Source organism: Streptomyces hypolithicus (assembly GCF_052934925.1).
In genome coordinates, this window is record NZ_CM128811.1 from 3,392,009 (window position 1) to 3,412,827 (window position 20,819).

The following is a 20,819-nucleotide window of genomic DNA, read 5'->3' on the forward strand; positions in this document are numbered from 1 at the left end:
CGATTGCCCTCTCCGTGACACAGGCGGAGGGGGCAATTCTGCATGGTTGAGCGCGGTAGAGTCGGGGAAGGCCCTCCCGCTGCTTGTGCCCGGCGCATATGAGAATGCGGTCCCGCGCGACAAGAAACAGCCAAATCACCAGAGTCAATTGCCGCTATTGCGCGCCTTGTCCGACCCGACTTGCCCCGGACTCCGCCACATTCTCCCCCTTCGGGTGTTCAGCCCTGCCCAGATTTCTCGTCCGATTGACCTGTTGCAGAGGGCAGTTGGGCAGATACATTCAGCGGCGGTCGACGCGTTCCGGCGCACACCCCCTCCTGCTGGAGGGCTGGTTGGGGTGTAGAGGTCTGACCCGGGTCCGCGAAGTGCGGGCCTGTGCAAGGGCCAGTAATAGGGGAGTTAGGCATGGCTCAGGGCACCGTCAAGTGGTTCAACGCGGAGAAGGGGTACGGCTTCATCGCGGTCGACGGTGGTGCGGATGTTTTCGTCCACTACAGCGCGATCCAGATGGACGGGTACCGCACCCTTGAAGAAGGTCAGCGAGTCGAATTTGAGATCTCGCAGGGCCAGAAGGGTCCGCAGGCGGACATGGTCAAGCTCGCCGTCTGATCTCGGCGCGATCGGCCACCGACGCACTCACGCATGAAGGGCTCGTACCTCTCGGGGTACGGGCCCTTCACGCGTGTGGTCTTCGCTGGGGACGCTTGCACTCGAAGGGGTCGAGTGCTAATCATTGGCATTAGCACTCTCCCAGTGAGAGTGACAGAAGGACTGGGTAGGCGAGGCCCGCAGGCCGGGTGGGGCAAGGAACCACACGGCGTCGCAGGCCGTCCGTCGCGGGCGCCCTCCGGTCCTCGCATTCCACCCCAGTCCGGGAGGACCACTTCACATGGCCAAGATCATCGCGTTCGACGAGGAGGCACGGCGCGGTCTCGAGCGCGGGATGAACCAGCTCGCCGACGCCGTCAAGGTCACCCTCGGCCCCAAGGGCCGTAACGTCGTCCTCGAGAAGAAGTGGGGCGCCCCCACGATCACCAACGATGGTGTTTCCATCGCCAAGGAGATCGAGCTCGAGGACCCGTACGAGAAGATCGGCGCCGAGCTGGTCAAGGAAGTCGCGAAGAAGACCGACGACGTTGCCGGTGACGGCACGACGACCGCGACTGTCCTCGCCCAGGCCCTGGTCCGTGAGGGCCTGCGCAACGTCGCCGCCGGCGCCAACCCGATGGCCCTCAAGCGCGGCATCGAGAAGGCCGTCGAGGCCGTCTCCGCCGCTCTCCTTGAGCAGGCCAAGGACGTGGAGACCAAGGAGCAGATCGCTTCGACCGCCTCCATCTCCGCCGCCGACACGCAGATCGGCGAGCTCATCGCCGAGGCGATGGACAAGGTCGGCAAGGAAGGCGTCATCACCGTCGAGGAGTCGCAGACCTTCGGTCTTGAGCTTGAGCTCACCGAGGGCATGCGCTTCGACAAGGGCTACATCTCGGCGTACTTCGCCACCGACATGGAGCGCATGGAGTCGTCGCTCGACGACCCGTACATCCTGATCGTCAACTCCAAGATCTCCAACGTGAAGGACCTCCTTCCGCTGCTGGAGAAGGTCATGCAGTCGGGCAAGCCGCTGCTGATCATCGCGGAGGACGTCGAGGGCGAGGCGCTGTCCACGCTCGTCGTCAACAAGATCCGTGGCACCTTCAAGTCCGTCGCCGTCAAGGCCCCGGGCTTCGGTGACCGCCGCAAGGCCATGCTCGGCGACATCGCCATCCTCACCGGTGGCACCGTCATCTCCGAGGAGGTCGGCCTCAAGCTGGAGAACGCGGGTCTCGACCTGCTGGGCCGCGCACGCAAGGTCGTCATCACCAAGGACGAGACGACGATCGTCGACGGCGCCGGTGACAGCGACCAGGTCCAGGGTCGCGTCAACCAGATCCGTGCCGAGATCGAGAACTCCGACTCGGACTACGACCGCGAGAAGCTCCAGGAGCGCCTGGCGAAGCTGGCCGGCGGCGTGGCCGTCATCAAGGCCGGTGCCGCCACTGAGGTCGAGCTCAAGGAGCGCAAGCACCGCATCGAGGACGCGGTGCGCAACGCGAAGGCTGCCGTCGAGGAGGGCATCGTCGCCGGTGGTGGCGTTGCGCTGCTGCAGGCCACGGCCGTCTTCGAGAAGCTGGACCTGACGGGCGACGAGGCGACCGGCGCCAACGCCGTGAAGCTCGCGCTGGAGGCCCCGCTCAAGCAGATCGCCGTCAACGGTGGTCTTGAGGGTGGCGTCGTCGTCGAGAAGGTGCGCAACCTTCCCATCGGTCACGGCCTGAACGCCGCGACCGGCGAGTACGTCGACATGATCGCCGAGGGCATCCTCGACCCGGCGAAGGTCACGCGCTCCGCGCTGCAGAACGCCGCGTCGATCGCCGCGCTGTTCCTCACCACGGAGGCCGTCATCGCCGACAAGCCCGAGAAGGCCGGTGCCCCCGCGGGCGGCGGCATGCCGGGCGGCGACATGGACTTCTGAGCCACGGCTCAGTAGCTCCACAGCTTCACCGCTTCACCGCTGTACACGCCAGAGGGCGGCACGTCTCTTTCCGCACGGAAGGAGGGGTGCCGCCCTCCGGCGTTTCAGTGGGCGTAGTCCTTGAGCTTCCCGGTCTCCAGGGTGATGCCCACCGGATCGGGGAGCTTGACCGACTCGCCGTACGCATACGAGAGGCGCTGCTGGTAGGTCCCGCGCTCCGGCTCGCTGTACACGGTGAGTGTGTCGGCGTCGCGGTCGATGAGGAGGTAGACGGGGATGCTCGCCGCCGCGTAGCCGTCGCGCTTCTCGATACGGTCGCGGCGATCGGTGTCGGAGTCTTGGGAGGTGACCTCGACGGCCATCAGTACGCCGTCAGGGCGCGCCCACTCGCCCTCCTGATCGACGAAGTGGTCGAGCGGTGCCAGAGCACCGTCCGCACGTGCGCGGCCCTTGCGGTAGGTCTCCACCTCCAGACCCTGTTCCGGGTACAACGCCAGCTCTGGGCGGTGCTGCATGCACTGTCGAAGCAGCCACATCACGATGGCTCCGTGAAGCTGATCCGGCACGGGCTTGACCTCTAGCTTTCCCTTGATGAATTCGAGCTTCACGGTCTCGGGGGCATTGCGGGCGATCTGTTCGAATTCATCAATGGTCATCTGGGCGTGGTCGGTGCTGCTGGGGGTCATGGCGTCGCCTCCTCCCCTACATCGTGCCCCGCCTCTGGCACGGACGGGCTGAACGGTCATGCGTGGTTCCTCTCGGGTTGAGGTGCGGCGGCGGCGCGGCGACCGGGGTGACCGTCGGCCACTCGAGGCAGTTGTCGCCGTCGCCGTCGGCGTCGCTTTACGTGGAGCGACGATCACGCGTACTGCTCACGGGGGGTGCGGTCGCCGAGATCTCGTGGGTGGTGGGCACCCCGTGGCAGGGGCGGGGCATCGCCACCGAAGCGGCGCGGTGGCTCGTGGCCTGGCTCAGCGAGCGGGGCGTGGGGACCGTAGTGGCCCACATCCACCCCGAGCACCGGGCATCCGCGGCCGTCGCCACTGCCTGCGGGCTGAGGCCGACCGGTGACTGGCACGACGGAGAGATCCGGTGCGGCGCTTCTCCGCAAACGCAGGTCGGATGGATTGGCGCTGTTTGGACAGGGGGTGTGGCGGTCACACGTAGGGTGTCCACTTTTCCGACCACCGGCAGGACGTGAGCGTTGTGAGTGACGAAAAGGGCAAGGCGAAGGTCGAGCAGGCCAAGGGCAAGGTGAAGGAAACCACCGGCCGGACCGTCGGCAACGACTCCATGGAAGCCGAGGGCCGGACCGAGCAGGCCAAGGGCGACGCGCGCCAGGCGAAGGAAAAGATGAAGGACATCTTCAAGCACTGACACAGCGCTGATACCCCCGCGCGATGTCGTATCGGGCCCGGCAGTGACTTCTGCCGGGCCCGACGCCGTGCGCCGGGCGTCCTCGGCCTCCTCGGGCGCCGCTCGACTTGCCGGGCTCCGGGGGCGCTCTTACGTTGCTGTTGGCAGTACGAACAGGAGCTGAGGAGCCGAAAGCCCGAGGAGCGGATGCCATGCCTGAGAAGCCGCCCGCGCTGTTCGCCTATCTGAGCTACCGGGACGCGCCCGCCGCGATCGAGTGGCTTTCAGCACTGGGCTTCGAGACGGTCACGCGCCAGGACGGCGACGAAGGCCTGGTGGCCCACGCGGAGCTGCGCCTCGGGGACGTGGTGGTCATGCTGGCCAGCCAGGACGAGGAGTACTCGACCGCCGTGCTCAAGGAGCGGTCCGTGGGGCATGGGCTGTACATCCGGGTCGATGCCGTGGGCGGGTTCTACGACCGGGCCATCGCGGCCGGCGGCACCGGCGTGTTCCCGCCCGAATCCACCGCGTGGGGGTCGCGCCGGGCGCGGGTGCTCGATCCGGAGGGCTACGAGTGGAGCTTCGGCCGTTACGAGCCCGGCCATGCCTGGTCCTGACACCGAGCAGGTCTATGTCAAGGACCGCCCCGCGTGGCGCCAGTGGCTCATGACGAACGCCGCGGCCTCGGGCAGCATCTGGCTCGTCTTCGACAAGGGCCTCGCGCGCACGCTCACGTACGAAGAGATCGTGGAAGAGGCGCTCTGCTTCGGCTGGATCGACAGCGTGCAGCGCAGCCTCGATGACCACCGGTCGATGCTGTACATGGCGCCCCGGAAGCCGGCCAGCGCCTGGTCGCGCCTGAACAAGGAGCGTGTCGAACGGCTCGAAGCGGCGGGACTGATGCAGCCGGGTGGCCTCGCGGCGGTGGAGATCGCCAAGGTGAGCGGCCGGTGGACGGCCCTGGACCAGGTCGAGCAGCTCACCGAACCGGACGACCTGGCGAAGGCGCTGGACGCGGACGGCATGGCGCGAGCGCAGTGGGACGGCTTTCCGCGCTCGGTCAGGCGCGCCATCCTGGAGTGGATCGGCAACGCGGAGAAGCCGCAGACACGGGCCGCGCGTATCGCCGAGACGGTGACGGAGGCGGCGGGGGGCCGGCGGGCGCACCAGTGGCGGCGGCCGAAGGAAGATTAAGGGGCCGCGGGCGGGGCCAGTTCGGTGCGTGCGTCACCCGATCGTGGGACGGTGAGGAGAGCGAGGCAACGCCGCAGATCTGCCGATCTGCGGTTGTCCTGCCCAGCCGTGCGAGCTCACCACAACGGCATCGCGGCGAAGGTGCAGCGCGGGTTGTACAAGAACCTGCCCGAGGAGCTGGAGGTCTACCAGACGCTCGGTGTTGCCGGGCCGGCACGGCTGCTCGTGCCGTCGGGTGGCTGTGTCAGAGCGCCGCGGGTTCTTTTTGCGGATTGCCCGGGGTGGGGGCGCCGGGGGCGGTGGTGTGGGTCGGGGGTGAGAGCGTTTCGGCGGCGGGGTCGGTGTTGAGGTCGGTGAGCATCTGCTTGCTGAAGCCGAAGAAGTAGGTGGCGAGGAAGCCCGCGACGTAACCGATGAGCAGGCCTGCCGCGTAGATCGCGATGGTCGTGCCGAGGCCCTTGTTGCCGTCGACCAGGGGGAACAGCGCCCAGCCGGACGGGCCGATGGCCGTGGAGCCGACCGAGTCGCCGAGCTGGTTGAGCAGGCCGACGAAGCCGCCGCCGAACGCGCCACCGACGCACGCGGTGATGAACGGGCGGCCCAGCGGGAGCGAGACGCCGTAGATGAGGGGCTCGCCCACGCCCAGGAAACCGGCGGGGAGTGCGGATTTGATGGTGCGGCGGATCGAGGTGTTGCGGGGGAGGCGGAAGTAGACGGCCGCCGCCGCGCCGACCTGGCCCGCGCCTGCCATGGCCAGGACAGGGAGCAGGACGGTGAAGCCCTGCTGCTCGATGAGCGTGGTGTGGATCGGGATCAGGGCCTGGTGCAGGCCGAGCATGACCAGGGGCAGGAACAGCCCGCCGAGTACGAAGCCCGCGAACGCCCCGCCGGTGGCCAGCAGCCAGTTCGCGAAGTCGCCGATGGCGGAGGAGATCTCACCGGCCACGAACATCAGGCCGAAGATGGTGACCAGGCCGGAGACGAGGACCGTGAGGGTGGGGGTCACGAGGACATCCAGGGCTTCGGGGACCCATCTGCGGCACCACTTCTCGACGTACGAGGCGAGGACTGCCGCGCCGAGGGCGCCGAGCACGCCGCCCTGGCCGGGGGCGAGGGACTGGCCGAACGCGTCGATGTTCGCGACCCCCGGGAAGACGATGATCGCGGCGACCGCGCCGCCCAGGATCGGCGTACCGCCGAACTCCTTCGCCGTGTTGAAGCCGACGAAGACGGCGATCAGCGCCATGAAGCCGGAGGCGATGGCGGCCAGGGCGGGGGTTACTGCGGGCAGCCAGCCGAGGTTGATCATCAGGCCGTTGAGGCCAAAGATGATGCCGCAGCCGATGAGGGCGGGGATCAGGGGGACGAAGATGTTCGCGATCTTCCGGAGGAAGAGCTTGAAGGGGGTGGCGTTCTTCGCCCTCTGCTGGGCCTTGATCGCTGCGCCTTGGGCGGCCAGTCCGTCGGCGGCGGGCGTGAGGGTGGGCGCGGGTTCGCGCGCGGGTGCGGCCGCGCGCTCCTCCTCGACCAGGGCCTCGACCAGGGCCTCGAACTCGGGGGTGACGCGGGCGACGGTTCCGGGGCCGAGCACGATCTGGTACGTGTCGTCCTCGACCACGCCCATGACGGCGGGGAGCGCCTTCAGGGCTTCGTCCTGGACGAGCGTGCGGTCGCGCAGGGCCAGGCGGAGGCGGGTCATGCAGTGGGCGATGGACGCGACGTTCGCTGCGCCGCCTACCAGGGGGAGGATCGCTGCGGCGGTGGCGCGGTTCTTGTTCTCTGTCATGGGGGGTTGGTGCCTTGCTGTGCGGTGCGGGTGTGTTGGGGGAACCGGGGGCTCCGCCCCGGACCCCGGTCCTCAAACGCCGGACGGGCTGGAGGGTGTCCTCAAACGCCGGACGGGCTGGAGGGTGTCCTCAAACGCCGGACGGGCTGGGAAGGTCCTTACCACGCCGGACGGGCTGGGAGGGTCCTCACCACGCCGGACGGGCTGGGGGTGGGTCAGGGGATGGTGGGAGGTGTTGTCAGGGCCTGGCGGAGGTGGCCGGTGGCGGTTGCCAGGCGGGTGGCTGCCGTGGGGGCGTCCACGTCGGCCAGGATGACCAGGATGGCGTTCTTGACCTCGCCGTCCGTTGCGGTGAGAGCCGCCTCGATCTCGGCGTCCCCGGCGCCCGTCGCCAGGGCCACGATGCGGCGCGAGCGGGCCCGCAGCTTCTCGTTGGAGGCGCGGACGTCCACCATCAGGTTTCCGTACGTCTTGCCCAGCCGGATCATCGCGATCGTCGAGATCATGTTGAGGACGAGCTTCTGGGCCGTGCCCGCCTTCAAGCGCGTCGAGCCGGTGAGGAGTTCGGGGCCGACCACGACCTCCAGGCCGTGCTCGGCGGCGCCCGCCAGTGGGCTGTCCGCGTTGCAGGACAGGCCGATGGTGAGCGCCCCGCGGGTACGGGCGTGCTCGACGGCGCCGATCGCGTACGGGGTGCGGCCGGAGGCCGAGATGCCGATGACCGTGTCGTTCTCGGTGACACCGAGCAAGTCCACGTCCGTGGCCGCCAACTCCTTGGAGTCCTCCGCGCCTTCCACCGCCTTGACCATCGCGGACGGGCCCCCCGCGATCAGGCCGACGACCTCGGAAGGGTCGGTGTTGAAGGTCGGCGGGCACTCGCTCGCGTCCAGCACGCCGAGCCGCCCCGCCGTGCCCGCGCCCGCGTAGATCAGGCGTCCGCCGCGTGCCATCCGCTCGGCGGCCGCGTCGATCGCGGCCGAGATCTCGGGGAGCCGCGCGGCGACCGCGTCGGGGACGGTGCGGTCCTCGCCGTTCATGATGCGGGCGATCTCGGCCGTCGGGAGCCGGTCGATCTCGGCGAGCTCCGGGCGGAACGCCTCGGTGGTGAGCGTGGCCAGCTCGGCGCGCAGTTCGCCATAGGCGGGGGTGGAGGTGGGGGCGGGGCTGGAAGGGGATGCGGAGGCGTCGTCCGTGCCCGGGTTCGTGTTCGTGCTGGTGGAGGTCATGAAATGTGCGGCTCTTTCTCTGCTAACGGTTGTTGTTTCTGCTGCGGGGCGTGTGCCGGTGGGCCAGGGCCTCGTACGATGCGGCGAGCGCGGGTGCGGCCGTCTCGTACGTACGCTGGGCCACGCCTATGAACAGGCAGTCCACGACCAGTAGTTGGCTGGTGCGACTGGACATGGCCGCTGGGCGCAGCTCGCTCTCGCGGGCCGTCGACGTCGTCAGGATGTGGTCGGCGTACTGCGACACGGGTCCGTCCGGGCGTCCCGTGATCGCGACCGTGGTGGCCCCGCGGTCGAAGGCGACCCGCAGCGGTTCGATGACGTCACCGGTGGACCCGGAGTGCGTGATGGCTATCGCCACATCGCCGGAGCGCAGCTGCACGGCGTTGGTGACGGCGAGGTGCGGGTCGGTGTGGGCATGCGCGATCAGGCCGATGCGCAGCAGCTTCTGCTCCAGGTCCATGCCGACGAGGGACGACGCGCCGACGCCGTAGATGTCGATGCGGCGGGCATGCGCGAGGGCCGCCACGGCGGCGCCGAGCTGGACGGTGTCGAGGCCGGCGGCGGTGTCGGCGAGGGTCTGCTGCTCGTCGTACGCCAGCTTGGTGACGACGTCCGCTATCGGGTCGTCGACCGCGATGTCGGCGGTCACCGCGGGCGCCCGGCCGGACTGCTGCTGGGCGGCGAGACCGGCGAGCGCGAGGCGCAGGTCGCGGTAGCCGGGGTAGCCGAGTAGGCGGGCGGTGCGGACCACGGTGGCTTCGCTGGTGCCGGTGAGTTCGGCGAGGCCGGTGACCGTGAGGGCGGCGCAGCCTGCGGGGTCGGCGGCGACGGCCTCCGCGACGCGCTGCATTGAGCGGGTCATGGAGGGCGCGAGGGTGCGCACTTTGGCCGCCAGGGCGGCGGGGGCGGGCGGGGCCGGTGGGGCGGCGCCCGGTCCTCTGAAAATTTCCTTCACGTTATTGGTCACCACTGAAAGATATTTTCGTGGGACCCTGGGCGTCAACCCCCCCTTGGTGTACGCCGACGCGTGTGTCGGCCGGTCCGAGCTGGGGTAGGGGGAGGGCTCGGGACGAAGAGGGCGCGGCGCGGGACAATGGCCGTATGGATGCCACACCCCTTCCCCTGGAACAGGCACTGCACGCGGCCCGCGCCCGGGTCATGGCCGATCTCGCCGCCCGTCACGTCGCCGACGCGGGCATCGTGTCGCTGGTGGAGGACGCGGTGGCGCACCGGCGGTGGTGGGCGGAGCAGTGGCCCGAAGGCGTGGCGTACGTGACGGGGCTGGTCGCCCAGGACGTGCAGGACGCGCTCCTGGATCGGCACGGGCGCTGGCCGCTGTGCCCGGTCTGCTCGGACGAGGAACCGCACGCGCTGGAGGTCGAGCCGGAGCTGGGGGCGGATCCGCACTGGGTGTGCGCGAAGGCGACGGTGGTCGTGGCGCCGGTCGGTGCGCTGGCGTGACGGTGTACATCGACCCGCCGACGTGGCCGGGGCACGGGCGGATGTGGTCGCACCTGGTGAGCGACGTCTCGTACGAGGAACTGCACGCCTTCGCCGCCGCGATCGGCTGCCCGGCGCGGGCGTTCGAACGGGACCACTACGACGTGCCCGAGGTGCGGTACGCGGACGCGGTTCGGGCGGGGGCGGTGGAGGTGGGGTCGAAGGAGCTCGTACGCCGGCTCACGGATGCGGGGCTGAGGCGGCCGAAGGGGCGGCCGGCGCCGGAGTAGTGGGCGGTGGGTTCCAGGCCGTGGCTCCGACCCGGACCCCGGTCCTCAAACGCCGGACGGGCTGGAAGACGGCGGGCCGGATTGGGCTGGTGCGCGGTCCGGCGCGCTTGTCGGCGACGCCGCCACCAGACGTGATCCACCGCCGCGCTGGAGGCGCAGGGCGAGGCCCACCGCTGCCAGGGCCAGCAGAGTCATCGCCGCGCCCGCCCACGCCGTCGACGCGAAGCCGAAGTCCGCGTCGATCACCGTGCCGCCGAGCCAGGGGCCGCCCGTGTTGCCGAGGTTGAACGCGGCCGTCGTGGTCGCTCCCGCCAGGGTCGGGGCCGCGCCGGCGACGTTGAACATGCGGGCGTTGAGGGCGGGCGCCGTATAGAACGCCGACAGGCCCAGCAGGAATGCCAGCGCCACCGCGACCACCGCGCTCGACGCGAAGAGGGCCAGCGCCACCAGGAAGACCGTCGAGGCCGCGATGCCGCTGATCAGTACGCCGAAGAGGTGCGCGTCGGCGACCCGGCCGCCCACGGTCGTACCGACCAGCGCGCCGATCCCGAACAGGCCAAGCACCGTCGGCACCCAGCCCGCGTCCAGCCCCGCCACCTCGGTGAGCAGCGGCGCGAGGTAGCTGAACGCGCAGAAGACGCCGCCCGCCGCGAGCGCCGTGATCGTGACCGCCAGCCAGACCTGGCGGTCGCGGTAGATCGCCAGTTCGTGCCTCAGCTGCGGCTTCTGCTGGGGCAGCGGGATGCGCGGGATGAGGGTCATCACGCCCACCAGGGCCACGGCCGAGGCCGCGCCCACCGCCCAGAACGCCGACCGCCACCCGAAGTGCTCGCCGAGAAACGCCCCGGCGGGTACGCCCAGCACGTTCGCGATGCTGAGGCCGCCGATCATGACGGCCATCGCCCGCGCCCGCGCGTTCACCGGCACCATCGCGATGGCGACCGCGGCCCCCACCGCCCAGAACCCGGCGCACGCCAGCGCGCTCACCACGCGCGAGGCGAAGAGCAGTTCGTACGTGGGAGCCAGCGCACCGGCGACCTGGCCGAGGCCGAAGACCGTGATGAGGGTGATCAGGGTCGTGCGTCGTGGAAGGCGCAGGGTCGCCACGGCCAGCAGGGGCGCGCCCACGACCATGCCGATGGCGAACGCGGATATCAGGAGCCCGGCCTGCGGGATCGAGACGCCCATGTCGTCGGCGATCGGCGGCAGCAGCCCGGAGAGCATGAACTCGCTGGTGCCGAGTGCGAAGACCGCCATGCCGAGGATGTACACGGCGAGCGGCATGCGGGTGCGGCGGGTGCGGGCGGGACGGCTGGTGCTGCGGTCGGAGGAATCAGCAGAGGCGGGCATGACGGGTCAGAACACCACCGATGCCGCTTGCATTCCCGCCGCGCCGCGCCGCCTACGTGCCCGCCCCGGCGGCCAGCAGCTCCAGCTCGGTGGTGAGGTTCTGGCGGGCCCGCGCCTCCCAGTGGGTGCGGCCGTGCGGCGTACGGAAGAGGGCGGGCAGCGCCAGCAGCCCGCGCAGGACGGTGGCGCGGCCCTCGCGGAAAGCCTCCTCGGGTACGAAGGCGTACTCCTCGCGGACCGCTGCCGCGTAGGCGGCGTAACGGGGCGGCGACGACGCCAGGACGGCGAGGTCGGAGTCGCACAGGGCCTCGCCGTTCGTGTCGCCGGGGGCCGGGGCGTGGGTGGTGGTGAGGCGGACCAGGCGGGCGACCTCGGCCGTGGCGGGCTCGGTCAGGCCCAGCTCGGGCAGGGCGCGCTCGGCGAGGGCGGCGCTGCGCTCCTCGTTCTCGGAGCGGTCGGGCCGGTAGACGGCGTCGTGGAACCACGCGGCGAGGCGTACGAGGCCGGGATCGGCGGCGTGCGGCGCGAGGGTGTCGAGGTGGGTGAGGACCGCGAGCAGGTGGTCGGTGGTGTGGTAGCGGCGCTGCGGCTCGGCCCAGCGGGCGAGGAGGTTCTCGGCGTACGGGCGGGGGTCGGCCCCCTGGTCGCCCGCGGCGGGGACCGTGTCCAGCCAGCGGCGGAGCAGGTCGTCGTGGGCGGGGTGCTGGTCGGCGGGGGTGGCGGCCGTGGCGTTCATGCCCCTCATTGTGCCGACGCACGCGCATGGGCCACCCCGCTCTTGTTCATCGGCGGGCCATCCGCTTAACTCCTGTCGGCGCGGCGATTCTCCGGAGAGTTGAGAACGACGTGCCGTACTCGTATCTGCGTACCGCTGGGTATGAATTCCTGCTGACCACGGGCTTCTTGTTCACGGTGGTCACGACCGTCCGGTGGCTGTTCGCCGCGGACTCGCCGGTGGCGCCCCTGTTGCCGGGTCCGCGCACCGAACTGGTGGCGACCGGGCTGGTGTTCGGCGCGATCGTCGCGGCCGTGATGGGCCCGTCCATGCGACACAACACCGCCGGGCACCTGAGCCCCGCCGTCACGGTGGGTCTGTGGCTGCTGCGGGTGTTCCCGGGGCGCGCGGTCGCGCCGTTCGTGGTGGCGCAGCTCGCCGGTTCGGCGACCGGCGCCGCGCTCGGCCGGTTGGCGTGGGGTGAGGCTGCCGAAGAGGTACGGAGCGCGGCCGTCGGCCCGGCGGCGGGCTGGAGCGCGGCGGAGGTCTTCACCGCGGAGGGCGGGGCGGTGGCGGTGATGACGCTGCTGACCGTGGCGGCGGTGGCCAGACCGCGTCTGTCCGCCGCGCTGCCTGCGCTGACGGGCGGCTGCGTGGCCGCCGCGATCATCTTCCTGGGGCCGCTGTCGGGCGGAGCGGCCAACCCGGCCAGGCAATTCGGTCCGGCGCTGGTGTCGGGACGTACCGACATGCTGTGGGCGTATCTGCTGGCGCCGGTGGCGGGGGCGGCGCTGGCGGTGGCGGCCGGGGCGTGGCTGCGGCGAACTCCGCCGGGGGCGAGGCGGGGTTGGCGGGCCGTGTTGCTGCGGTGACGGGGCTGCGACCCGTAGGGTGTCTATTGGACTAGACCTGTAGCGGTTCTTCTCCCTTGCAGCCTTTCAGTCATCCGGCCGTCGTGAAGGAATGGGGCCCCATGAGTAAGCGTGCAGTCCTGGAGGTGATCGCCCTCGACGCGCAGGACGCGGTCGCCGCCCAGTCCGGAGGGGCGGACCGGCTGGAGGTGGTCACCGACATGGCGGCGGACGGGCTCACGCCGTCCCGCGAGACCTTCGGCCGGATCCGCGCGGCGGTGGACATTCCGCTGCGCGTGATGCTGCGGCTGGCCGGCGGGTTCCTGGCGGGTGACATCGAGGCCCTGGTGGAGGTGGCTCGGGGGATGCGGGCCGAGGGGGCGGAGGAGTTCGTGCTGGGCTTCCTCGACGCGGACGGCAACCCCGATCTGGTGGCGGTCGAGCGGGTGGTGGCCGAGCTGAACGGATGCGGCTGGACGTTCCACCGGGCGATCGACCGGGCGAAGGACCGTGAGGAGCTGCGTATGCATCTCGCGGAGCTGCCCGGCCTGGACACCTACCTGACCGCCGGCGCGGCGGAGGGCGTGGACGCGGGCCTGCCGGTACTACGGGCGGAGGCGGCGGCCACGGGGCGGGGCGAGCCGGGGTACCGGCCGCGCATCCTGGTGGGGGGCGGGCTGCGGCTCGATCATGTGGCGGGGCTGCGGGCGGCGGGGATCGACGCGTTTCACATCGGCGGGGCGGCCAGGCCGGGCGGCTGGGCGGAGGGGGTTTCGGTGGAGGCGGTGCGGGAGTGGCGACTGGCGGTGGACGCGTAGCGGGGCGGGCTGCGGCTGCGATGCCGTACCCCGGCCCCGGACGGGAGAGCCCCGCTCGACGGCTCGATGGGCCTGAGCGGAGCCCTGCACGCGGCAGCGCCCGCCGGGCCGCCGCTAGCCGCCACACCCCCTAGGCCAGCGGGGCCGGGAGTGGAGTGGTGTGGACGATGGTGAGGCCTGAGACGGCTCGGGTCAGGGCGACGTACAGCCGGCGCAGCCCAGTGCGTTCGTCCGGTTCGCCCAAGACCACCGCTCCCGGCTCGTCCAGCACCACGTAGTCGTACTCCAGGCCCTTCGCCAGCGACGCCGGCACCAGCGTCAGGCGGGACTCGGCCGTCGTCTCCTCGCCGGGGGAGAGGTACGCGTGGCCCGCCGCGGCGAGTGCCCCCGCCAGGTCGGGGATGCGAGCGTCGGCCGCGATCAGGCCCGTCGAGCCCTCGTGCCGCAACGCCTCCTCGCACGCCGCGACCACCGCGTCGGGGAGCTCCGCCGCCGTATCCACCGCGCGTACCGCGAGCGAACCGGGGCTCTCGCGGACGGACGAGACGGGGGCCAGGCCCGGCGACATGTGGGGCAGCAGGCGGGACGCGTAGGCGATCACCTCGCGCGGCACGCGGAAGCCCGCCGTCAACTCCTCGACCGCCGCGTCCGGCTTCCCCAGGTGCCGCAGCGCCTCCGCCCAGCTGGTCGTCGCCCACGGTGTCGTGCCCTGCGCCAGGTCGCCCAGTACCGTCGCCGAGCCCGTCGAGCAGCGCCGGCCCACCGCCCGGTACTGCATCGGCGACAGGTCCTGCGCCTCGTCGAGCACGACGTGTCCGAGCGAGTGCGTACGGGAGATCAGGTCCGCCGCCTCGTCCAGCAGCACCACGTCCGCCGCCGACCACTTCGCCGCCCGCACCGACCTGGCCGGCTTCGCCCACAGGATCCGCTTCTGCTCCTCCGCCGTCAGGACCCCCTCCGCGTGCTCTGCCAGGAGCTCCGTGTCGGACAGCAGCCGCAGCACCAGCTTTGCCGGGTCCACCGCCGGCCACAGCGCCTTGACGGCCGCCTTCACCGCCGGGTTACGGGCCACCGCGTCCTGCACCCGGTCGTCCGGCGCCTCGCCCGCCTCCTCCATGCGCACCAGCACCGCATGGGCGATCCGCTGCGGCAGCGCGTCGTGCGCAGCGCCGTACCGGATGTCGCGGGCGAGCAACTCGCCGACGATCTGCTCCAGTTCGTACGCCGGGATGCGCCACCTGCGTGCCCCGCGGACCACGACGACCGGTTCGGTCGGGATCGCGGTGACGTGCGAGCGCAGGGCGCGGCGCAGCACCTCCGCCATCCGCGCGTCGCCCTTGATCACCGCGGTGTCCGCCTCGTCCGCGCCACGCACCTCGCCGCGCGGGGCCACCAGGTCGTCGACGGTGGCCTGCCTGACCTCCAGCTCGCCCAGGGCGGGCAGCACCTGCTCGATGTAGTGCAGGAAGGACTTGTTCGGGCCGATGACGAGCGTGCCGGTGCGGGCGAGCCGGTCCCGGTGGGCGTAGAGGAGGTACGCGACCCGGTGCAGGCCCACCGCCGTCTTCCCGGTGCCGGGGCCGCCCTGCACGCACACGCTGCCGGACAGGCCGGACCGTACGATCTCGTCCTGCTCGGGCTGGATCGTCGCCACGATGTCGCGCATCGGGCCCACGCGGGGGCGCTCGATCTCCCGCTGGAGCAGCTTGCTGGTGCGGGTGGCCTCGGTGGGGTCGGAGAGGTGTTCGTCCTCGTACGCCGTGAGCTCGCCGCCCGTGTAACCGAAGCGGCGCCGCAGTCCCACGTCCAGCGGGTCCTTCTTGGACGCCCGGTAGAAGGGCTGGGAGACGGGGGCGCGCCAGTCGATGACCATGGGGTCGCCCTCGGCGTTGTGTACGTGGCGGCGGCCGATGTAGAACAGCTCGCCCTCCGCGCCCTCGGCCCGGTCCGCGCCGACCGCGTGCAGGTAGTCGAGGCGGCCGAAGAAGAGAGGCGTGTGGGAGAGATCGGCGAGGGACTTGACGCGCTCCTCGATCTGGGCGCCGAGGACGACGGCGTTCACCCAGTTCGCGGTGACATCGCGGATGTCGAGCGCCTCGGCGTCCTCGCGCATGGCGCGCAGCGCGGCGCGGGACGCCGCGAGGTGGGCGCGCTCGCGGCCCAGTGGGTCGGCGGCGAGGGGTTCGGCGGGGGCGGGCGCGGGCATGGTGGTGCCTCCGGAGGTCGCGGCGTGGACCGGCCGGTTTCCGTCCGGGCGGTGGCGCTCCACTGGGGAGGCGGGGGAAGCGGGGATTCTAGCCGCGGTGGGCAGGCCGGGACCAATGGTTTTCCTGGCCGCCTCGCTGCGTGTCTCGCCACCCCGGCCCGTACGCGGTACGCGGTACGCGGTACGCGGTACTCAGGGTCGGGGTCCGACCGCAGAGGGACACGGCTGCGGCGGGAGTTCAGACCAGCGCCCGATGTGCGCCCAATGTCCGGAATCCATCATGGAGGTATGAGTGCAGCCACCTTCACCCCAGGCCCCCCGGGTCCCCCAGGCCCCCCGGGTCCCCCAGGCCCCACAAATCCCTCCGGCAACTCCGCCCACGGCGCCACCGCCATGGGCACCACCCATCACGGCCACCCGCTCGGCGCGGCCGTGCGCGCCGTCAAGGTGTTCGTGCGCGCCGCGGTCAGCGTCATCGTCCTCGGTGAGTACGCCCAGGAAGCGGGCGTACGACGCCGCTGAGCGGGTGGGCGCCCCGGAGGGTGCCGCCGGGCTAATCCACTAGTGTCGCGGCCGTGGAACACCGGAGCGCGCCCCCTCGTTCACCAGCCGCCGCAGCGGCCCCCACGCCCGTCGTCGGCCCGACGGCCGACGAGCCGCCCCCCGGCGCCGGCAGGCGGCAACGCGGCCAGCCACGCCGCTGGACGTCTGGCTGGGCGTCCGGCTCCACGCGGGGCGTCGTGCTCTCCTGCGCGCTGCTGGTCCTGTCGATCGGCGCGCTCACGGCACTCTGCGTACTCCTGCGCATCCAGATGGTGGACACGCTCGTCTACCGGGCCGAAGGTGAAGCCGTCGCAAACGGCACCGACCTGTACGGATTCACCGTCACCCAATGGAAACTGCCGGCCACCTACCCGCCGTTCGCCGCGATCCTCTTCGTGCCGACGACCTGGCTGCCGGTCGGCGCGCTCAAGATCGTCTTCGGTGTCGGCAACGCCGTGCTCCTCGCCCTGCTCGTCCACCTCTCCTGCCGCTTCGCCCGGCTCCCGGCGCGGCCGGCACTGATCGTCGCGGCCACCGCTGTCGGCCTGTGGCTCGAACCCGTCTTCCAGACGATCCTCTTCGGACAGATCAACCTCGCCCTGGCCTGCCTCATCCTGTGGGACCTCTCCCGCAGGGACGACGCCATCGGCAAGGGCTTCGCGCTCGGCATCGCGGCCGGGATCAAGCTCACTCCGGCGATCTTCATCGTCTACCTGCTGATCACCGGACGGGTACGGGCCGGTGTCACCGCCGTGGCGTCGTTCACCGGCACGGTGCTGCTCGGCGCGCTCGTGCTGCCGCACGCCAGCATCGACTTCTGGACGCGGCGGATCTTCGAGACCGGGCGGGTCGGCAAGCTGTGGATCGTCGACAACCAGTCGCTGCAAGGGATGTTCGCCCGTGTACTGCACACCACCGAGCCCGGCGCGGTGTGGCTCGTGGCGGCGGTACTGGCCGGGGCCGGCGGGCTGTGGGCCGCGCGGCGGGCGGCCCGGGCGGGCTGGGAGACCTGGGGTGTGCTGGCGACCGCCGTGACGGCGCTGCTGGTGTCGCCGATCAGCTGGTCGCACCACTGGGTGTGGTGCGTTCCGCTGATCGCGGTGCTCGCCGGGGAGGGCCGGCGGCGGGCCGCGTGGGCGGTGGCGCTGGTCTTCATGGCGCGGACGATGTGGATCGTGCCGCACGACCGGGAACTGGATCTCGAAATCCCCTGGTGGCAGCAGGCGTTCGCGTCGCCGTATCCGCTGCTGGGGGTGGGGCTGCTGGTGTACGCGTGGCGGCTCGGCCGCGCGGCCCCGAACGCCGGACGGGGTGCGATCGTCGCCCAGCGCTCAGGGATCAGGCCCGGGGCGGCGGGCTGAGCCCCGTGGCCCCGGGCGGCGCTGCCCGTTACGGCGTCGCGCTGCCGTCGCCCGACAGCAGCTCGTCCGCGTCCACGATCCGGTACGCGTACCCCTGCTCGGCCAGGAACCGCTGGCGGTGCGCCGCGAAGTCCTGGTCGATGGTGTCGCGCGCGACCACCGAGTAGAAGTGCGCCTTGTGCCCGTCCGCCTTCGGCCGCAGCACCCGTCCCAGCCGCTGCGCCTCCTCCTGCCGGGACCCGAACGTTCCCGACACCTGGATCGCTACCGTCGCCTCCGGCAGGTCGATCGAGAAGTTCGCGACCTTCGACACGACGAGCACACTGATCTCGCCCTGCCGGAACGCCTCGAAGAGCTTCTCCCGCTGCGCGTTGGACGTCTCGCCCTTGATGACGGGCGCGTCCAGATGCTCGCCCAGCTCGTCGAGCTGGTCGATGTACTGGCCGATGACGAGGATCTGCTGGCCGGCGAACTTCCGCACCAGCGCCTCCGTCACCTTCCGCTTCGTCGCCGTCGTCGCGCAGAAGCGGTACTTCTCCTCCGTCTCGGCCGTCGCGTAGGCGAGCCGCTCGCTCTCGGTGAGGTTGACCCGTACCTCGACACAGTCGGCGGGCGCGATGTAACCCTGCGCCTCGATCTCCTTCCAGGGGGCGTCGAAGCGCTTCGGCCCGATGAGGGAGAAGACGTCGGACTCGCGCCCGTCCTCGCGTACCAGCGTCGCCGTGAGCCCGAGCCGCCGCCGCGCCTGGAGGTCGGCCGTGAACTTGAAGACGGGCGCGGGCAGCAGGTGCACCTCGTCGTACACGATCAGGCCCCAGTCCCGGGAGTCGAAGAGCTCCAGGTGCGGGTAGATGCCCTTCCGCTTCGTCGTCAGGACCTGGTACGTCGCGATGGTGACGGGGCGGATCTCCTTGCGCGTACCGCTGTACTCGCCGATCTCGTCCTCGGTCAGCGAGGTCCGCTTCACCAGCTCGTGCTTCCACTGGCGGGCCGAGACGGTGTTCGTGACCAGGATCAGCGTCGTCGCCTTCGCCTGCGCCATCGCGCCCGCGCCCACCAGCGTCTTGCCCGCGCCGCAGGGCAGCACGACGACTCCCGAGCCGCCGTGCCAGAAGCCCTCGACGGCCTGCTTCTGGTACGGGCGCAACGCCCAGCCGTCCTCCGCGAGGTCGATCGCGTGGGCCTCGCCGTCGACGTAACCGGCGAGATCCTCGGCCGGCCAGCCCAGCTTCAGCAGCGTCTGCTTGATCTGGCCGCGCTCGGACGGGTGGACGGCGACGGTGTCCGGGTCGAGCCGGGCGCCGACCAGCGGCTGGACCTTCTTCGAGCGGAGGATCTCCTCCAGTACGGGGCGGTCCGTGGAGGTCAGCACCAGGCCGTGCACGGGGTGCTTGGACAGGGTGAGGCGGCCGTAGCGGGCCATCGTCTCGGCCACGTCGACGAGCAGCGCGTGCGGCACCGGGTAGCGGGAGAACTCCACGAGCGCGTCGACGACCTGCTCGGCGTCGTGCCCGGCGGCCCGCGCGTTCCACAGGCCGAGCGGGGTCAACCGGTAGGTGTGGATGTGCTCGGGGGCGCGCTCCAGCTCGGCGAAGGGCGCGATGGCACGGCGGCACTCGTCGGCCCGGTCATGGTCGACTTCCAGGAGCAGCGTCTTGTCGCTTTGAACGATGAGTGGCCCATTCACGCGTGTTTCGGCCTTTCTGCGGCGGCTCGGCCCCTACGGCCAAACGTCCAGTGTGCCGCACGCCGGGCGGTATGTGGTCGGGAGTGCGGGGTAAGCGGGTGTCCATGACAGCTGAAGCGGAACCTCGTCCGTCCTGGGGGCGGGCCGTACTGAGAGCCCTGGCCATGCTGGTCGCCTTTGCGTGCCTTGTCGTCTTCTCGGCCGTACTGGCCCGGCTCACCCTCGCGCCCTCGCAGGCGTCCGAGGCCCTGGTCACCACCAACCTGCAACCGGGCGCCTCCCTGCGTCAGTACGCCGAGGACTACACGTTCCTCGCCGCGTGCAAGCAGATCGGCGGCAACCTGCTGCTCGGCGTGCCCTTCGGGCTGCTGTTGCCGGTGCTGATGCCCAGGTCGCATCGGCTGCTGCGGGTGACGGCGCTGACGGTGCTCGTGATGGTGCTGGTGGAGATGGCGCAGGGCGCGGTGGTGACGGGGCGGGCGTTCGACGTGGACGACGTGATCCTCAACACGACCGGTGCGCTGATCGGCTACTTCCTGCTCGGCCGGCGAATCGGGCGGGCAGTGCACGCCCGCCGGGCACCGAAGGCCGGGGCGGCGCGGGAGCGGGGGGACGCGGTGCCCGTCGAGAAGTGAGGTAACCGGCCGCCCTACTTCTTCCCGGTCCGGTTCCCGGTCCAGACGTACGGCTCTTCGGCCCCGCTGTCCGTCCAGGCACGGATCTCCCGGTCGTCCGGAGCGGTCACGGACCAGCGGTCGACCAGGGCCGGCCAGGACGCACCCGCCGGCGTGAAGTGCAGGCGGAAGCGGGGGTGTGCGAGCAGCCAGTTCTTCACGGTCGGCGCGCGGTGGGCGGCCTGGTTGTCGCAGAGCAGGTGCACCGGGAGGTCCCCGGGCACCTGCTTGTCGACCGTCGTGAGGAACCGGCGGAACTCGACCGCGCGATGCCGGCGGTGCAGCGAGCCGATCGACATGCCGGTCGTCGCGTCCAGGGCGGTGAGGAGCGCGGTGGTGTCGGTGCCCTGCCGGGGCGGCCGCGCCGCGTCGGAGTCGACGCACAGCGCGACGGCCCGCTCGGGCGGAGCGAGGTAGAGGCCGACGACGTCGTACGACCCGTCGAGGTCGAACGGTTCGGCCACCGGCTTGGGCGGCGCGGTCCTCTGCGGCGTCCCCTCGGCGGGCGCGTCGGGGACGTAGGGCACGTCCGGGCCGGTCAGTCCGCTCAGCCGGGCCTCGACGAAGCGGCTGCGCCACTTCGCGGCGGTCTCGTACGGGATCTGGAGGCGGCCGGCCACGGTGCGCGGGGAGACGGGGTGGCCGTCGTCGCCGGGGCGGGTGGAGGCCAGCACGATCTGGGCGCGCAGGGCGGCGTCCTTGGCCTCCTGGGCGGTCTTGCGGCGGCGGACCCAGCTTTCGAGCGTCCTGCGCTCGTCGTCGGTGACGTCGAGCGGTTCGAGCGGTGGTTCGGGACGCTTCATCCCGCAA

21 protein-coding genes and 1 pseudogene are annotated in these 20,819 nt (G+C 71.3%); 13 read left to right on the plus strand and 9 right to left on the minus strand.

What is annotated here, in order from left to right; all coding sequences use genetic code 11:
* The first annotated feature begins 405 nt into the window (after positions 1-405).
* Positions 406-609: a cold-shock protein gene (locus tag ACU6WZ_RS16115; RefSeq protein ID WP_005315736.1), complete on the plus strand. Its 204-nt coding sequence runs from the start codon at positions 406-408 to the stop codon at positions 607-609.
* Between the two features lie 280 nt (positions 610-889).
* Positions 890-2,512, plus strand: a complete 1,623-nt coding sequence (gene groL / locus ACU6WZ_RS16120) for a chaperonin GroEL (RefSeq protein WP_447028748.1) — start codon at positions 890-892, stop codon at positions 2,510-2,512.
* 104 nt (positions 2,513-2,616) lie between these two features.
* On the opposite strand, the gene ACU6WZ_RS16125 is transcribed toward groL, so the two are convergent.
* A complete protein-coding gene (locus ACU6WZ_RS16125) occupies positions 2,617-3,198 on the minus strand; it encodes a Uma2 family endonuclease (protein ID WP_447028749.1) in 582 nt (193 codons plus the stop codon).
* A 194-nt stretch (positions 3,199-3,392) separates the two neighbouring features.
* Here ACU6WZ_RS16125 and ACU6WZ_RS16130 point away from each other — a divergent pair.
* From ACU6WZ_RS16130 to ACU6WZ_RS16145, 4 genes and pseudogenes are all read left to right on the plus strand, one after another.
* Positions 3,393-3,713, plus strand: a pseudogene (locus ACU6WZ_RS16130) (GNAT family N-acetyltransferase); the annotation flags it as partial.
* A gap of 5 nt (positions 3,714-3,718) precedes the next feature.
* Positions 3,719-3,889 carry a CsbD family protein gene (locus tag ACU6WZ_RS16135; RefSeq protein WP_447028750.1) on the plus strand — a complete coding sequence of 57 codons (171 nt, stop codon included), beginning with the start codon at positions 3,719-3,721 and terminating at the stop codon, positions 3,887-3,889.
* Positions 3,890-4,080: 191 nt separating this feature from the next.
* A complete protein-coding gene (locus tag ACU6WZ_RS16140; RefSeq protein WP_447028751.1) occupies positions 4,081-4,485 on the plus strand; it encodes a VOC family protein in 405 nt (134 codons plus the stop codon).
* Complete coding sequence (locus ACU6WZ_RS16145; protein ID WP_447028752.1) at positions 4,472-5,062, plus strand: YdeI/OmpD-associated family protein; 591 nt, start codon at positions 4,472-4,474, stop codon at positions 5,060-5,062. The genes ACU6WZ_RS16140 and ACU6WZ_RS16145 overlap by 14 nt, the downstream gene beginning before the upstream one ends.
* Positions 5,063-5,306: 244 nt before the next feature.
* On the opposite strand, the gene ACU6WZ_RS16150 is transcribed toward ACU6WZ_RS16145, so the two are convergent.
* From ACU6WZ_RS16150 to ACU6WZ_RS16160, 3 genes are all read right to left on the minus strand, one after another.
* Complete coding sequence (locus tag ACU6WZ_RS16150) at positions 5,307-6,848, minus strand: PTS transporter subunit EIIC (RefSeq protein WP_447028753.1); 1,542 nt, start codon at positions 6,846-6,848, stop codon at positions 5,307-5,309.
* Positions 6,849-7,063: 215 nt separating this feature from the next.
* Positions 7,064-8,074 carry an N-acetylmuramic acid 6-phosphate etherase gene (gene murQ / locus ACU6WZ_RS16155; protein ID WP_447028754.1) on the minus strand — a complete coding sequence of 337 codons (1,011 nt, stop codon included), beginning with the start codon at positions 8,072-8,074 and terminating at the stop codon, positions 7,064-7,066.
* A gap of 22 nt (positions 8,075-8,096) precedes the next feature.
* Positions 8,097-9,041 (minus strand): MurR/RpiR family transcriptional regulator, encoded by a 945-nt coding sequence (locus ACU6WZ_RS16160; protein ID WP_447028755.1) that lies wholly within the window; start codon positions 9,039-9,041, stop codon positions 8,097-8,099.
* 134 nt (positions 9,042-9,175) lie between these two features.
* On the opposite strand from ACU6WZ_RS16160, the gene ACU6WZ_RS16165 reads away from it, so the two are divergent.
* Positions 9,176-9,535 carry a DUF8819 family protein gene (locus ACU6WZ_RS16165; RefSeq protein ID WP_447028756.1) on the plus strand — a complete coding sequence of 120 codons (360 nt, stop codon included), beginning with the start codon at positions 9,176-9,178 and terminating at the stop codon, positions 9,533-9,535.
* A complete protein-coding gene (locus ACU6WZ_RS16170) occupies positions 9,532-9,804 on the plus strand; it encodes a DUF4031 domain-containing protein (protein ID WP_447028757.1) in 273 nt (90 codons plus the stop codon). The genes ACU6WZ_RS16165 and ACU6WZ_RS16170 overlap by 4 nt, the downstream gene beginning before the upstream one ends.
* A gap of 45 nt (positions 9,805-9,849) precedes the next feature.
* On the opposite strand, the gene ACU6WZ_RS16175 is transcribed toward ACU6WZ_RS16170, so the two are convergent.
* A complete protein-coding gene (locus ACU6WZ_RS16175; RefSeq protein ID WP_447034064.1) occupies positions 9,850-11,088 on the minus strand; it encodes a Cmx/CmrA family chloramphenicol efflux MFS transporter in 1,239 nt (412 codons plus the stop codon).
* A gap of 118 nt (positions 11,089-11,206) precedes the next feature.
* Entirely contained in the window at positions 11,207-11,890 is a 684-nt protein-coding gene (locus ACU6WZ_RS16180; protein WP_447028758.1) for an HD domain-containing protein, read from the minus strand.
* 110 nt (positions 11,891-12,000) lie between these two features.
* Here ACU6WZ_RS16180 and ACU6WZ_RS16185 point away from each other — a divergent pair, with 110 nt between their 5' ends.
* Together ACU6WZ_RS16185 and ACU6WZ_RS16190 are read left to right on the plus strand one after the other, a co-directional pair.
* Positions 12,001-12,741: an aquaporin gene (locus ACU6WZ_RS16185; protein WP_447028759.1), complete on the plus strand. Its 741-nt coding sequence runs from the start codon at positions 12,001-12,003 to the stop codon at positions 12,739-12,741.
* Positions 12,742-12,842: 101 nt separating this feature from the next.
* Positions 12,843-13,538 (plus strand): copper homeostasis protein CutC, encoded by a 696-nt coding sequence (locus ACU6WZ_RS16190; RefSeq protein ID WP_447028760.1) that lies wholly within the window; start codon positions 12,843-12,845, stop codon positions 13,536-13,538.
* 130 nt (positions 13,539-13,668) lie between these two features.
* Here the strand turns inward: ACU6WZ_RS16190 and ACU6WZ_RS16195 are convergent, their stop codons facing one another.
* Positions 13,669-15,744 (minus strand): HelD family protein, encoded by a 2,076-nt coding sequence (locus ACU6WZ_RS16195; RefSeq protein WP_447028761.1) that lies wholly within the window; start codon positions 15,742-15,744, stop codon positions 13,669-13,671.
* Positions 15,745-16,137: 393 nt separating this feature from the next.
* Between ACU6WZ_RS16195 and ACU6WZ_RS16200 the strand changes: the two genes are divergently transcribed.
* Positions 16,138-16,266 carry a hypothetical protein gene (locus ACU6WZ_RS16200; RefSeq protein ID WP_447028762.1) on the plus strand — a complete coding sequence of 43 codons (129 nt, stop codon included), beginning with the start codon at positions 16,138-16,140 and terminating at the stop codon, positions 16,264-16,266.
* A gap of 53 nt (positions 16,267-16,319) precedes the next feature.
* Complete coding sequence (locus tag ACU6WZ_RS16205) at positions 16,320-17,648, plus strand: glycosyltransferase 87 family protein (RefSeq protein WP_447028763.1); 1,329 nt, start codon at positions 16,320-16,322, stop codon at positions 17,646-17,648.
* Positions 17,649-17,676: 28 nt separating this feature from the next.
* On the opposite strand, the gene ACU6WZ_RS16210 is transcribed toward ACU6WZ_RS16205, so the two are convergent.
* Positions 17,677-19,335 (minus strand): DNA repair helicase XPB, encoded by a 1,659-nt coding sequence (locus ACU6WZ_RS16210; RefSeq protein WP_447028764.1) that lies wholly within the window; start codon positions 19,333-19,335, stop codon positions 17,677-17,679.
* 104 nt (positions 19,336-19,439) lie between these two features.
* Here ACU6WZ_RS16210 and ACU6WZ_RS16215 point away from each other — a divergent pair, with 104 nt between their 5' ends.
* Positions 19,440-19,970 (plus strand): VanZ family protein, encoded by a 531-nt coding sequence (locus ACU6WZ_RS16215; protein WP_447028765.1) that lies wholly within the window; start codon positions 19,440-19,442, stop codon positions 19,968-19,970.
* A 14-nt stretch (positions 19,971-19,984) separates the two neighbouring features.
* On the opposite strand, the gene ACU6WZ_RS16220 is transcribed toward ACU6WZ_RS16215, so the two are convergent.
* The gene (locus ACU6WZ_RS16220; RefSeq protein WP_447028766.1) at positions 19,985-20,812 is read right to left on the minus strand and encodes a hypothetical protein; all 828 of its coding nucleotides are present in this window, start codon (positions 20,810-20,812) and stop codon (positions 19,985-19,987) included.
* Between the last annotated feature and the right edge of the window lie 7 nt (positions 20,813-20,819).

What these genes read in the sequence shown, in the direction of transcription:
- ACU6WZ_RS16115 (WP_005315736.1), top strand. Translation starts at nt 406, where the DNA reads ATGGCTCAGGGCACCGTCAAGTGGTTCAACGCGGAGAAGGGGTACGGC.
- groL (WP_447028748.1), top strand. Translation starts at nt 890, where the DNA reads ATGGCCAAGATCATCGCGTTCGACGAGGAGGCACGGCGCGGTCTCGAG.
- ACU6WZ_RS16125 (WP_447028749.1), bottom strand. Translation starts at nt 3,198, where the DNA reads ATGACCCCCAGCAGCACCGACCACGCCCAGATGACCATTGATGAATTC.
- ACU6WZ_RS16140 (WP_447028751.1), top strand. Translation starts at nt 4,081, where the DNA reads ATGCCTGAGAAGCCGCCCGCGCTGTTCGCCTATCTGAGCTACCGGGAC.
- ACU6WZ_RS16145 (WP_447028752.1), top strand. Translation starts at nt 4,472, where the DNA reads ATGCCTGGTCCTGACACCGAGCAGGTCTATGTCAAGGACCGCCCCGCG.
- ACU6WZ_RS16150 (WP_447028753.1), bottom strand. Translation starts at nt 6,848, where the DNA reads ATGACAGAGAACAAGAACCGCGCCACCGCCGCAGCGATCCTCCCCCTG.
- murQ (WP_447028754.1), bottom strand. Translation starts at nt 8,074, where the DNA reads ATGACCTCCACCAGCACGAACACGAACCCGGGCACGGACGACGCCTCC.
- ACU6WZ_RS16165 (WP_447028756.1), top strand. Translation starts at nt 9,176, where the DNA reads ATGGATGCCACACCCCTTCCCCTGGAACAGGCACTGCACGCGGCCCGC.
- ACU6WZ_RS16175 (WP_447034064.1), bottom strand. Translation starts at nt 11,088, where the DNA reads ATGCCGCTCGCCGTGTACATCCTCGGCATGGCGGTCTTCGCACTCGGC.
- ACU6WZ_RS16180 (WP_447028758.1), bottom strand. Translation starts at nt 11,890, where the DNA reads ATGAACGCCACGGCCGCCACCCCCGCCGACCAGCACCCCGCCCACGAC.
- ACU6WZ_RS16190 (WP_447028760.1), top strand. Translation starts at nt 12,843, where the DNA reads ATGAGTAAGCGTGCAGTCCTGGAGGTGATCGCCCTCGACGCGCAGGAC.
- ACU6WZ_RS16195 (WP_447028761.1), bottom strand. Translation starts at nt 15,744, where the DNA reads ATGCCCGCGCCCGCCCCCGCCGAACCCCTCGCCGCCGACCCACTGGGC.
- ACU6WZ_RS16200 (WP_447028762.1), top strand. Translation starts at nt 16,138, where the DNA reads ATGGGCACCACCCATCACGGCCACCCGCTCGGCGCGGCCGTGCGCGCC.
- ACU6WZ_RS16215 (WP_447028765.1), top strand. Translation starts at nt 19,440, where the DNA reads ATGACAGCTGAAGCGGAACCTCGTCCGTCCTGGGGGCGGGCCGTACTG.
- ACU6WZ_RS16220 (WP_447028766.1), bottom strand. Translation starts at nt 20,812, where the DNA reads ATGAAGCGTCCCGAACCACCGCTCGAACCGCTCGACGTCACCGACGAC.